The following is an 11,992-nucleotide window of genomic DNA, read 5'->3' as shown; positions in this document are numbered from 1 at the left end:
GGCTTATTTTATCGTTTGCCGCGAACGTTACTTTTTTTAATCTGACTGAAAGTATAGGTCCAGGCAGGTTTTAGACTGTTTACTTAATCCTTTTACAGGCTTTCTTTAAGAACTGACATGTTTCCCACTCATCGCCCCCGCCGGTTGCGCAGCCACCCACAATTGCGTCGTATGGTTCGTGAAAACGTTGTTACCACCAGTGACTTCATCTATCCGCTGTTTGCGGTTCCTGGTGAGGGCGTTGCTAATGAAGTAAAGTCGATGCCCGGTGTTTACCAGCTATCGGTAGACAAGATTGTAGAGGAAGCTAAAGAAGTTTACGATCTCGGTATTCCCTCAATTATTTTGTTTGGGATTCCAGAGGGTAAGGATGACGACGCTACAGGGGCATGGCATGACTGCGGCATTGTGCAAAAGGCAACAGAGGCGGTCAAAAAGGCTGTTCCTGACCTAATTGTGACAGTCGATACCTGTCTCTGTGAATATACTCCCCACGGTCACTGTGGTTACTTGGAAGTAGGGGACCTGACTGGTCGAGTGCTGAATGACCCTACCCTAGATCTACTCAAGAAAACCGCTGTGTCTCAAGCCAATGCCGGAGCAGATATTATTGCACCGTCTGGCATGATGGATGGCTTTGTTGGGGCTATTCGGTCCGGTCTGGATGCAGCCGGGTTTGAGAATATTCCAATTTTGTCCTATGCCGCTAAGTATGCGTCGTCCTACTATGGCCCGTTTCGGGATGTTGCAGAGTCTGCACCCCAGTTTGGTGATCGTCGCACCTATCAAATGGACCCGGCCAATGGTCAGGAAGCTCTCAAGGAAATCGAATTAGACATTACTGAAGGAGCTGACATGCTGATGGTGAAGCCAGCTCTGGCCTACATGGACATCATTTGGCGAGTGAAAGAAGCCAGCAATCTGCCTGTAGCGGCGTATAACGTATCGGGCGAATATTCTATGGTTAAAGCAGCAGCTCTCAATGGCTGGGTGGATGAACAAAAGCTGGTGATGGAGACTATGATGAGTTTTAAGCGATCAGGGGCTGATTTGATTCTGTCCTATCACGCCAAAGACGTGGCTCGATGGTTAAAAGGCCAGTAAAACGGACCTGATTCATAAAACCTGTTTGACGTGACAAAAAAACGTAGAAACGTAACAATATGTAACGAATGCCTCAGTCGAGGTGTTCGTTATTTTTTTTACACTTCATTCAACCTCTACTGATCATAGCCTTGAGCATCTCTTCAGACGCCATTTCCCATTCCCATTCCCATGATGCGAATGGCCATGGCCACACCCACAGTGAAGAATCCTTAAAACGGATTGTCAATCGCTTATCCCGCATCGAGGGCCATGTCCGTGGTATCAAGACCATGGTGCATGAAGGCAGGCCTTGTCCAGATGTCCTTGTACAGGTTGCTGCTGTTCGAGGAGCCCTGGATCGTGTCGCTCGATTGATATTAGATGAGCATCTGAGCGAGTGTATTAGTCGAGCTGTAACCGAAGGCAATATTGAAGCCGAGCTGACCGAGTTAAAAGCTGCCCTTGATCGTTTTTTTGACTAGTGTGACCTCGTGTTTGGTGAGGTACCTCACGACGCAGTAACGAGTTGTCTTGTAGCCAGGCCGCAATCAATTTTTTTAGAATTGCCCGCTAAAAATTTCAAAAAGTTTCGAAATGCTACGAAAAAGATACGTTGCTATATCTGATGAACCAAATGCGGTGATAGCCTTGTGGCTTTCTAAGGAGGATTTTGGTAGGAATTTTCTTTTCTCCCGCGTAAAAAAATGTAATGTAATGGCTCATCGAAACGGTCTACGGTAGCAATTGTGGCGATGTCCCTATTTCTTAAGCGGCCTTGGACCACATGCATTTTAGAGCTGACAAAGACTCTAGAGCATGGCTAATGCCGTTTAACTCTTCGTCGTCCTACGCGTACGGCGGACGATATTAAATTCATTTAACGTCGAGATATTTAGTATGAGCAGCAATTTAGCCGAGAAGCTCAAGAAAGGTACGCAGAAAGCGCACACAATGGCCGAGAACGTAGGCTTTGTTCGTTGTTTTTTACGTGGCGTTGTTGAGAAGAAGTCCTACCGTAAGCTGGTGGCTAACTTCTACTATGTGTACGCTGCTATGGAAGAAGAATTAGAGCGTCACAAGGACCATCCTGTGGTTTCGTCGGTTTACTATCCTGAGTTATATCGTAAGGAAACTCTGGAGACTGACCTAGCCTACTACTACGGCCCAAATTGGAAAGAGCAAATTTCGATTTCTCCAGAGGGTCAAGCTTACGTTGAGCGAATTCGTGAGATTTCTAATGAGTCGCCTGAATTGCTCGTAGGTCATTCTTACACCCGCTATTTGGGTGATTTGTCCGGTGGTCAGATTCTGAAGAACATTGCCCAGCGTGCGATGAATTTAGCGGATGATGAGGGAGTTGCTTTTTATGAGTTCCCCACTATCCCTGATGAGGGTGCGTTTAAGGATAATTATCGCAGCACGATTAATGCAGCACCTGTTGATGAGGCCATGGCCGATCGCATCGTAGAGGAAGCTAACGATGCCTTTGGGATCAACATGCGGCTGTTCCAAGAGCTTGAAGGTAACCTGGTTAAGGCTATTGGTCAGATGCTGTTTAATAGCCTTACCCGTGGGCGTCGGCGTGGCAGTACTGAGCTGGTTGCGGCTGAATAGCGTTTGCCAGGCGACCGGTTGACTCGGTCGCTATCAAAAGCTTTAAAGATGGGCAGCATTCCTTAGGGAGCTGCCTATTTTCTTTTTGGTTAAAGTATGTCTGTTCCAAGGGTTGCTGATTGCTGGTGGCGCGGCGAATCTATTTGAAGCTTGCCCTTTAGAAAAGACTCCTGTAGCATAGTGCTCAATTTCTAAGTAACAATTACGCTATTCCTGATAAGACCGGGTTTCTACTGAAATAGTTAGATTAGCTATTTATAGTTTTACATTGGGTGCCAAAAAATACTTGATAAGTTCACCTTTTCTGCTATTTTCTTGGTGAAGCATGGAATGTTAAGTCTATTTCAGAGTTAGGGCTGTCGGTTTTAATAGTGAAAACTGCAGCTTTTACTCAGATTGGGTTTAATGTTGGTGCGTTTGAGCGGATATAGTTCTAACGCATGGGGCAACGCTAAAAGTAAGGAGTAAACGAGTGGGTTTTGCCGTTAGAGCTGATCAAGGTAAGAGTGATAGCGTTAAAAGCTCTAGGAAGCAAAATCTAGTGTTATTGCGTTCTAAGGGTCAGCAAGATGTGTCTCCTGAGGCACTGTTTGAAGCGCCTGTTCGTTCTGTTCCTTCTAGAGCTAAGACGCTTCAGGCCGTACCCGCTGAGGTAAAGCAGCTACCTAGAACGCCTCGGTTACCGCTGGGTCTGAAGCTTTTGGTGGGTGTGCAGCAGAGTTCTACTGTGCTGACAGGTGGATTGGTGGCGACAGCCTTAATTATCTACAGCTGGACAGTTTACTTGGATAAGGCTGTGGCTCGCTCGTTTAACCGTCTAGATACATTAAAGGCTGCAATTCAACAGGTGACGACTGCAAACGCGACGTTGAAAAATACCATGGCCGAGCAAGCGGAATCACCCACAGCCGGATTTAAGCCCTTTGAGCCTAAGCGTGCTATCTTCTTGTCACCTGCTCCGGCGCGTCCGTCAGTTGAGCCTGGGCTGGAGCCTGATGCTCCAGAGCCTATGCCCCATCATCCTCTGGGGTATTGAAAGGTCACTGCTTTTTTGATGTGAGCGCCTCTGTTTTGCTTGCTTAAAATTTATGGTTACACAGCCATCTAATTCAGAGCGTCGTCGGTTTAGTCGTCGGCCTCGTCATGTGTCTTCGCCTCGGTTTCGTCTGGTGACGGTTTGGGCGTTGATGGTGATGTCTATGGTGGGCTTGAGTGCTCGCATGGCTCGTTTGCAGCTGGTTTTGGGAGATAATCTCAAAGCTCAGGCTCAGCAGCAACGGCAGAATTTGCCCCAGGTGCCCCGGACTTCACGGCGACCGATGATTGATCGCCAGGGGAATGTGTTGGCGGTGGATCGAGTCGTTTACACCATTTATGCCCATCCGATGTTGTTTAGTCGCTCCCGTGAGGAGATGGCTAATACGTTGGGGAATGTTTTGGGTAAATCCCAGGATTCGCTATTACAACGGTTTCAACAGCAGGAAACCGGACTTAAGGTGGCGGTAGATGTGTCAGAGGAGCTGGCAAAACGGATTCGTGATCTGAGGATGGATGGTTTGGATCTGTTGCCAAGCCAGCAACGTTTTTATCCACAGCAGTCATTGATGTCTCAGCTGGTGGGATATGTGAATCTGGAAGGAGTTCCCCAGGCGGGTCTGGAGTATGCGCTGCAGGAACGCTTGCTGTATGAGCTGGATGATGTGCCTCTGCCCTACACGCCGCAGCAGTTGCCTAACCGCGATGGACTCAGGCTGCAGTTAACTGTAGACAGCCGTTTACAGCGAATTGCCCAGCGCAATTTAGAGGCTACTGTTCGTCAACATGGGGCTAAGCAGGGGGCCTTGGTGGTGATGGATAGTCGCGATGGGGCTATTTTGTCTTTGGCCGTTGCGCCCACCTATGATCCCAACCGCTATTACGAAGCAGAGGTTGAGCAGTTTAAGAACTGGGTTGTCAGCGATCTTTATGAGCCGGGATCAACGTTTAAGCCGATTAACGTTGCGATCGCCGTTGAAGAAGGGTTGCTTGCCCCGGACGAATACATTTTTGATGAAGGGCGTCTACAGTACGATCAATGGACCATTCAAAATGTCGACTATAACGAAGTGGGCGGTCGTGGTTCCATAACAGTCACTGATATTCTGCGCTATTCCAGCAATGTGGGCATGGTTCACATTATGGAGCGGCTAAAGCGATCTGAATACTATCAATGGCTTGAACGCTTAGGTTTAGGCGAACCTGTTGGGATTGAACTGCCTGCTGAGGCGACGGCCCAGCTCAAAAGCCGGTCTCAATTTGTCAATAGCGCTGTTGAAGCGGCCACAACATCCTTTGGGCAAGGCTTTTCGCTGAATCCGCTCCAGCTGGTCCAGCTCCATAGCGCTTTGGCCAATGGTGGCAAGCTTGTTACCCCCCACGTGGTGAGGGGACTGGTGGATCAAGAGGGGAATTTGACCTGGCAGCCGGAACGCCCAGAGCCCAAGACGGTTTTTTCTCGGGAAACCACTCAGACTGTGGTGGAAATGATGGAGGATGTGGTGGAGTCTGGATCTGGGCAAACGGCCCGGATCGCCAACTACCGCATGGGAGGTAAGACGGGCACAGCGCAAAAGGCCAATGCCTATGGGGAATATGGCGATGGTCGCTTAGTTAGTTTCGTTGGTATTTTGCCAGTAGAGAATCCTCGCTATGTGGTGCTGGCGGTGATTGATGAACCCTTGGGGGACGATGCCTATGGTTCAACGGTGGCAGCCCCCCTAGTTAAGTCGGTTGTTGAATCTCTTGTGGTGATGGCGGGTGTTCCTCCCTCGTCGTCGGGGTCAGCTGACTGAAGACGGCTTTCTCTAGGTCGGTGAGAGCCCGCTCTAGATCATCGTTAATGATCTGTATGTCAAACTCACTGGCGGCAGCGATTTCAACTTCGGCCCGTGTCAGGCGCTTTGCGATCGCAGCGTCCGAATCCTGTCCTCGCTGACGAATACGGGCTTCCAACTCTTGCAAGCTGGGCGGCAACACAAAAATTTGCGGTGCTTTTGGTAACGTTTGACGTACCTGGCGGGCTCCTTCCAGCTCGATTTCTAAAATCACCACATGACCACGGTCGATCATCGCTTCTAGCGGCTGACGCGGTGTGCCATAGTAATTGCCTGCAAATTCAGCCCATTCCAAAAGCTGCTCCTGGGCCACCATGACATCAAATTCAGCACGAGACACAAAGTAATAATGTTTGCCGTGCTCTTCACCGGGTCGAGGCTGACGAGTAGTCGCTGAAATCGATAGCTGAATGTCTGGATGACGCTTCAGTAACTGACGTAATAATGTACCCTTGCCAACGCCGCTGGGGCCTGTAAAGACGATCAATTGCCCTGAGGCTGATGACGTAGCAACTGTTTGGGAACTGACGGGCAATGAAATTGAAGGCATCGGTAACACAGGAAACTACGGAAATTCTACTGTCCCATTTTTTTAGCCTATTCTTTGGGTAAATCAAATAGCACAGTGGTCATGTAGCGTTCTGCCCAAGCTGAATCAAAGGCTTTTTCTAAAATGCGACGGGTTTTGTCGTTTTGCTGCTGATGGGTGCAATAGTTACGTTGCCCGGCTAAAATTTCAGCTCGCTGGCGAGGGGTAGGGGATGTAGTTGTGGCTTGTTGGCAATGCAAGGTCAGATAGTGGCGTACCTGGTTTAGAAACCGCTCATTTTCCTGGGGGCCAATGGGTCTGATAAAGCAACAGTAGTCTGAAAAAATATGACCCCAGCTAGGTAGCTCCCGTGGATTGCTGTAGCCGTTAGTGCCCATCCCTGCTAAAGCACGGGTGTAGGCGACGGGTAAACCATTAGAACTGGTAGGCGAGAGATCAACAACGGCAGCACTGATTTGCCCGCGACCGCTAACAATGTCGCAACCAAACATCGGCAGTGCATAGTCGGGGTTGGGGAACATGACGCAGTGCAAGATGTCTAGATTTGGACCCACCTGGGCAAGTTCTAGATGCAGCTTCCGAAATTCTGGAGTCTGATAGCAGACATTTTCAATGACTAAGCGCTCACCTTCTAAACGACTTTCTACATAGCCAAGATCGCTAGGGAGATGATAAGGCGAGACGTCAAGGTGATGCTGCCAGGTTTCTTCAATAATATCGGCCAGCTCACAGATGACAGAGTTCTGATGCTGACGGATGGATGACTTTACCGTAATCGACATGTATGAGCGTTCTGTTCACCTTATAAACGGATCGGACTGCACCATTAGCAAAACGGTATCGTCACGGATAATGGACTATATCAAGTTTACAGTAGCGCTTCAGTCTCAGGCAGAATCAACTAGCTATGATCCAATTTGTCACCTTAATTCGCGTGAATTCATTACCTTATTCCTGATGTGAATTGTTTTTTAGGGAAAAGATGGGTACTTGACTGTTGTGCCTATTAGGGCATAGCGCAGGCTATACCAGTATTCCACTGTTGGATGCTAGTTGGCCTCAGCCTCCACTTTTGTTGCCCCGTTCCCTTGTTTCACACACTTTTTTGACGCTATGGTGGCTACACAACTCAAATCTCGCAAAGTTTTGGGGCTCAATCAACGGCAGTACGAAGAACTGAAAACTGTACTCCAGCTCAATCTTAGACGCCAGCTTTTGATTGCGGTCTGTGACAGCGATACGCTACAAGCACAGCTTGTAGCCAGACTGCAGTCAGATTTGGCTACTGCGGATAGTACTTTAGACGATGGTGGTGCAGTTGGTCTGGCTCAACTGAATTTTGACCCCAGGCAGCCTGATTTGATGCTGCAGCTGGTGCAGTGGCTCAAACAAGCACCGACGCCGACGCCACATCTGCAGGTTGTCGGGCTGGATGCGATGACCCATGCGTCGCTCCGATCGCAAAATCATTTGTTACGCTCCCTTGAAAGTATGCAGTCACTGCTGCCTCATCTGGACAGCAGCTTGGTGATCTGGCTATCGTGGCCCTGGTATCGCAAATTGGAGCAGTCTGCGCCTGAGTTTTGGCAGTGGCGTAGCGGTGTCTTTCGGTTTGTGGGTGAGCCTGTGCCGATTGTACCGGAGACGGCGGCTGTGCCTGCGGTCGAGGATGGTCTTTATGGTGATGTCGAAACTGCTCAGAGTCCTGATATTTGGCAAATTTTGAGCGCGGATCTGGCCCAACTTGACCAAACTTCTGACGTTGCGGCGGCGGCTCCATTAAACCCACCGCCACTCCCCAAGTCTGTGACCCTGGATGTGACAGCGTTGGAGAATCCGCTGGAAACCTTGGCCCAGCTAGAAGCGAAAGGGGCTACTCCGGTCGAGATTATGCAGGCTTATCGGGCTTTGGGGAATCACTATCGCGATCGCATTGAAGCAGGGGAAATGACCCCCAATTTGCTAACGACTGCTATTGAAACCTTTGAGATTTATCTACGCTGGCTGCCAACGGACGATAGCCAGCGAGCAGCGGGATTAAATGATCTGGGCACCCTGCATTGGCTCCAGGCTCAGCATCAAAACGAGCGTTCGGCTCTGCTGGAGGGGATGCACCGCAGTGCTGAACTATATAAAGAAGGTCTCCAGTGCACCAACGCCGATGCGGATACTGCCAGCCGTCTCTACGGTAATTTAGGTGCTGTATACAGTGCCTTAGCCAACCATGACGATTCGGTTACCCATCTCAAAGAGGCGGTTACAGCTTATCGTCAGGCCCTGCCGTTTTGTTCAGCGGAAACGACGCCTGAGGAATATGGCACGTTGCAAAATAGTCTGGGCTCGGTGTATTGGAAACTGGCTTACTACGAGCAGCCTAAGCATCATCTTCATCGTGCAATTGCAGCCTATAACGAGGCGCTACGCTGTCATCATCCTGAAACTGCTCCGCTAGAGTATGCAGCAGTACAAAACAATTTGGGTATTGCTTACTGGAGTCTATCCCGTTATGAGCGTCCCATCTTTTTGCTCAAACATGCGATCGCAGCCTACCGTGACGCCTTAAATTATCGCACCCCGACCACTGATCCAGGAGCCTGTGCCAGTACCTATAACAATTTGGGAACGGCCTTTTGGGAATTAGCTAATCACCCAGAGGCTCCAGCCGATCCTGAAGGACGCTATCAGCAAAATGCCATCATTGCCTATGAGGCTGCCCTGAAGGCTTCAGAACTGGCCCCGTCAAGTCTGGAACTAGCGTCGATTCGCCACTGTTTAGGCAGTATTTATGACAGATTGGCGCGATCCGCAGAGCATCGCACCGAAATCGTTGGTAACTTAGACCGGGCGCTGACACACTACATTGCGGCCTTGCAACAATCCCCCAAAGGCACTGCGACCTACACACCGCTATTTAATGCCCTGGTTCGGAATGTCTCTGCTCACTATGAGCTGCTGGGTCTGGAGGGACAGCAAGGAGCGCTGAACCAGGTGCCTGCCGAGCTTTTGCCTGAGGTGATGTTAAAGCTGTAGCGCAGGACGGGGAGTATGAGGGCGGAGGACGATGCCTGAAGTAGCAACGTTTCAGCCCTCTGAATTGTCTTCACCAGTCTGTCACTGGCTAGCCAGGCTTTTTACCCCTTAGTGCTGGCTAGTTCTGGTACATTTTTTTCTAATACGGCCCTCAGTTCTTTACTCAGATCGTTATCACTGCGATGGGCTTCCCAGGAACCGCTGTGTCTAGAATTCTGTCGCCACTGGCCTGTAATGTGGTCGCCGTCCTCTGAGACAGTGCCTGTGTACTGAGTGGTATAGCTGGGATTATTGAAATAGGTTTTGGTAAAGCTAATGTGCCGTCCGGTCACTTGTCCATGGACTTGGGCTTCACCCAAAGGACCATCGTCAACGATGCGGCCACTTAAACTATTACGTGCTTGGACAAAGGTGGCTTCAAAACGGGTAGGGTCTTTTGCCTGCCAGTAAGACCCTAACCAGGGACCGGTTAATTCAGCCATCATTTATGTCCTCGTGTAAAAACACTCTCTTTTGATTTTGATGCAACTATTTGGATTTGGCAGGGAAGATAATGATTAGTATATGACCGCCAAAATTGAAGGATTCTGCAATTTTGGCTGATGTGCGTTGATATTCAGTTTCACTAAGCTTTGGGTAACTGCTGTCCTACTGCTCTTTCGTTAGCTATTGTTCTATGGCACTGTTTCTTATCTTTGCTCTGATAGTTGCGTTTTTTGCGATCGCATTTGCTCTCCAAAACGATCAGCTCGTCACCATCAACTTCTTTATCTGGCAGCTAGAGCAGCAACATCTGGCTACTGTGTTACTGCTATCGTCGGGCTTAGGTGTTCTTTTCGGATTGTTAGTGACCATACCAGCCTTTCTCAAGCGGGAGTGGCGCATTTCCCGAGGTAAGCGACAGGCCCATAGTTTAGAAGATCAGCTATTGGTCAAACAAAAAGAAGTGGATAGTCAAACCCGCAAAGCAACCACCCTGCGCAACAGCTATCAAACTCTGTTGCAATCCCTGGATCTGCTTGACCACACTACTAGCCTCGTTAGCGATGCTGCCATCCCACGCATCATCCGCGCCCTGCTGCAGCAAATGAAAATGCAGCCGCTTAATGAACAATTTCAGGCTGTGGGGCTACTGCTGATTCACCCCCAGCGACAGCAGCCCGACACCAGCGACCTCAAACAAGATCAGGCGCTGTGGTTAGCGATTGCCCATGTACTGCAGCGAAACTTGACCGTTGATGCTTGGCTGTTCAGTAATAACCAGGGTCAATTTACCTGTAGCCTGACGGGTTTAGATGTTAAAGCCGTCACCAAATACGCAGAAACTATCAAAGTAGCCCTGAGCGATCAGCCCCTTACCCTGCAAGACGGCACTAAGACGGCCTTAGATGTCAATATTGGTGGGGTCGTCACCGATCTCGAACATCCCACTGAGCGTGAAGAACTACTGTTGAGTAAAGCTGAAGAGGCCCTGGCGATCGCTAAAAAACGTGGTCGCAATCGTCTGCTAGTGATGTGGGTGACAGACTAATATGACGTCAAATTAAATCCTGAACGCACTGCGCACTGCCCTGTATGTGCCAGAGGTTAAGCAGGAGCCTGTTAAGTAAATTTTTGTTAAATGTTTTTGGCATTGTTGCCCATTATAAGGATCGCTATGGGCGTTATTTCTCAATGGTTATGAGTATTTTTACTCAATAGATCGATTATGGGGCAGAGCGTATTCTTTTACACAGATTCTTGAGCCTCGTACCGTTGGTGCATAAGATAAAACTAACGCCTGAGTTTAAGAAAGTCTAAAGAAGCAGGAGATACGTCCATGGCAGAGCGTCCAATTATCCTTGGTATTGTTGGAGACAGTGCCGCTGGTAAAACTACCCTAACTCGCGGGATTGCCCAGGTGCTTGGTGAGCATGAGGTGACGACCATCTGCACCGATGACTACCATCGTTATGATCGTCAGCAGCGTAAAGAAATGGGAATATCTGCGCTGCATCCTGATTGCAATTATGTTGACATCATTGAGCAGCATCTAGCGCTGCTGCGTCAGGGCCAACCCATCCTCAAGCCGATCTACAACCACACATCTGGTGAGTTTGATCCCCCGGAGTATATTCAGCCTAAAAAGTTTGTCATTGTTGAAGGGTTGCTGGGCTACTCTAGCAAGCTTGCTCGCGATGCCTACGATGTCAAAGTTTATTTGGCTCCTCCTGAAGAGCTGCGCACTAAGTGGAAAATCAAGCGTGATACTCGCAAGCGTGGCTACAACGAAGAGCAGGTGCTATCCGCTCTACGCCAGCGAGAGCCTGATTCTGAAGCCTTTATTCGTCCCCAGCGCAAGTGGTCTGATGTCATCGTTACTTTCTATCCACCCGAAAATCCTGAGGAAAAGGCTAACGACTTGTTGCTTAATGTCAATTTGGTGTTGCGCCCCACAATTCCACACCCTGACTTTACCGAGATTCTTGATGATGACCTGAGTAAGGCTATTCGCCTGGGATTGCAGCGTGACATGGGTAAACCCGTAGATGTGCTGGCTATTGATGGTCATGCCACGCCAGAACAGGTACAAAAGCTTGAACGTATGTTGTGTAGCGAAGTTCCCTATCTAGGTCAGTTCTGCAGCCTGGAAGGCAACCAAGAAGTCGGTAAAATTGTTGGTACCACTGGTGAAACGTTGCAGAGCTATCCGCTGGCACTGACTCAGTTGCTGATCACTTACCATATGCTGAAGGCGATGAATACTGCTGGCAAAATGAAGCTAGCTGCATAGGTTCTGACCAAGCATTTTAACCTTGATGAATACCCGTCAGATTGCAGTCTGGCGGGTATTTGTTTG

The 11,992-nt window shown here is 49.2% G+C and carries 11 protein-coding genes; 8 read left to right on the top strand and 3 right to left on the bottom strand.

Features of this window, described 5'->3' with window-relative positions:
* Window positions 1–117: 117 nt before the first annotated feature.
* From hemB to N836_RS44540, 5 genes are all read left to right on the top strand, one after another.
* Window positions 118–1,104 (top strand): porphobilinogen synthase, encoded by a 987-nt coding sequence (hemB, locus tag N836_RS44560; protein ID WP_023071102.1) that lies wholly within the window; start codon window positions 118–120, stop codon window positions 1,102–1,104.
* Window positions 1,105–1,235: 131 nt separating this feature from the next.
* On the top strand, window positions 1,236–1,568 hold the full coding sequence (locus tag N836_RS44555; RefSeq protein WP_235071034.1) for a metal-sensing transcriptional repressor: 333 nt from the start codon (window positions 1,236–1,238) through the stop codon (window positions 1,566–1,568).
* 415 nt (window positions 1,569–1,983) lie between these two features.
* Window positions 1,984–2,700, top strand: coding sequence for a biliverdin-producing heme oxygenase (locus N836_RS44550; RefSeq protein WP_023071100.1), 717 nt, complete (start codon window positions 1,984–1,986; stop codon window positions 2,698–2,700).
* Window positions 2,701–3,172: 472 nt separating this feature from the next.
* Window positions 3,173–3,736, top strand: a complete 564-nt coding sequence (locus N836_RS72860) for a hypothetical protein (protein WP_023071099.1) — start codon at window positions 3,173–3,175, stop codon at window positions 3,734–3,736.
* A 52-nt stretch (window positions 3,737–3,788) separates the two neighbouring features.
* Window positions 3,789–5,531 carry a peptidoglycan D,D-transpeptidase FtsI family protein gene (locus N836_RS44540; protein ID WP_023071098.1) on the top strand — a complete coding sequence of 581 codons (1,743 nt, stop codon included), beginning with the start codon at window positions 3,789–3,791 and terminating at the stop codon, window positions 5,529–5,531.
* On the opposite strand, the gene gmk is transcribed toward N836_RS44540, so the two are convergent.
* On the bottom strand, window positions 5,461–6,123 hold the full coding sequence (gene gmk, locus N836_RS44535; RefSeq protein ID WP_023071097.1) for a guanylate kinase: 663 nt from the start codon (window positions 6,121–6,123) through the stop codon (window positions 5,461–5,463). The two genes, N836_RS44540 and gmk, sit on opposite strands and share 71 nt — an antisense overlap.
* Before the next feature lie 47 nt (window positions 6,124–6,170).
* Window positions 6,171–6,905 carry a phycocyanobilin:ferredoxin oxidoreductase gene (locus N836_RS44530; RefSeq protein ID WP_023071096.1) on the bottom strand — a complete coding sequence of 245 codons (735 nt, stop codon included), beginning with the start codon at window positions 6,903–6,905 and terminating at the stop codon, window positions 6,171–6,173.
* A 331-nt stretch (window positions 6,906–7,236) separates the two neighbouring features.
* On the opposite strand from N836_RS44530, the gene N836_RS44525 reads away from it, so the two are divergent.
* A complete protein-coding gene (locus N836_RS44525; protein WP_023071095.1) occupies window positions 7,237–9,153 on the top strand; it encodes a tetratricopeptide repeat protein in 1,917 nt (638 codons plus the stop codon).
* Between the two features lie 101 nt (window positions 9,154–9,254).
* On the opposite strand, the gene N836_RS44520 is transcribed toward N836_RS44525, so the two are convergent.
* A complete protein-coding gene (locus N836_RS44520) occupies window positions 9,255–9,638 on the bottom strand; it encodes a hypothetical protein (protein WP_023071094.1) in 384 nt (127 codons plus the stop codon).
* Between the two features lie 191 nt (window positions 9,639–9,829).
* Here N836_RS44520 and N836_RS72855 point away from each other — a divergent pair, with 191 nt between their 5' ends.
* Both N836_RS72855 and N836_RS44515 read left to right on the top strand, forming a co-directional pair.
* Window positions 9,830–10,684: a LapA family protein gene (locus N836_RS72855; RefSeq protein WP_023071093.1), complete on the top strand. Its 855-nt coding sequence runs from the start codon at window positions 9,830–9,832 to the stop codon at window positions 10,682–10,684.
* A 288-nt stretch (window positions 10,685–10,972) separates the two neighbouring features.
* The gene (locus tag N836_RS44515; protein WP_023071092.1) at window positions 10,973–11,926 is read left to right on the top strand and encodes a phosphoribulokinase; all 954 of its coding nucleotides are present in this window, start codon (window positions 10,973–10,975) and stop codon (window positions 11,924–11,926) included.
* Window positions 11,927–11,992: the final 66 nt, after the last annotated feature.

The sequence above is a fragment of the Leptolyngbya sp. Heron Island J genome, assembly GCF_000482245.1.
Taxonomy (GTDB): domain Bacteria; phylum Cyanobacteriota; class Cyanobacteriia; order Phormidesmidales; family Phormidesmidaceae; genus Leptothoe.
This window is presented reverse-complemented; position numbering and strand designations above follow the sequence as displayed.

Bases quoted from the DNA above. Each gene is read 5' to 3' on its own strand.
- hemB (WP_023071102.1), top strand. From the start codon at position 118: ATGTTTCCCACTCATCGCCCCCGCCGGTTGCGCAGCCACCCACAATTG.
- N836_RS44550 (WP_023071100.1), top strand. From the start codon at position 1,984: ATGAGCAGCAATTTAGCCGAGAAGCTCAAGAAAGGTACGCAGAAAGCG.
- N836_RS44540 (WP_023071098.1), top strand. From the start codon at position 3,789: ATGGTTACACAGCCATCTAATTCAGAGCGTCGTCGGTTTAGTCGTCGG.
- gmk (WP_023071097.1), bottom strand. From the start codon at position 6,123: ATGCCTTCAATTTCATTGCCCGTCAGTTCCCAAACAGTTGCTACGTCA.
- N836_RS44530 (WP_023071096.1), bottom strand. From the start codon at position 6,905: ATGTCGATTACGGTAAAGTCATCCATCCGTCAGCATCAGAACTCTGTC.
- N836_RS44525 (WP_023071095.1), top strand. From the start codon at position 7,237: ATGGTGGCTACACAACTCAAATCTCGCAAAGTTTTGGGGCTCAATCAA.
- N836_RS44520 (WP_023071094.1), bottom strand. From the start codon at position 9,638: ATGATGGCTGAATTAACCGGTCCCTGGTTAGGGTCTTACTGGCAGGCA.
- N836_RS72855 (WP_023071093.1), top strand. From the start codon at position 9,830: ATGGCACTGTTTCTTATCTTTGCTCTGATAGTTGCGTTTTTTGCGATC.
- N836_RS44515 (WP_023071092.1), top strand. From the start codon at position 10,973: ATGGCAGAGCGTCCAATTATCCTTGGTATTGTTGGAGACAGTGCCGCT.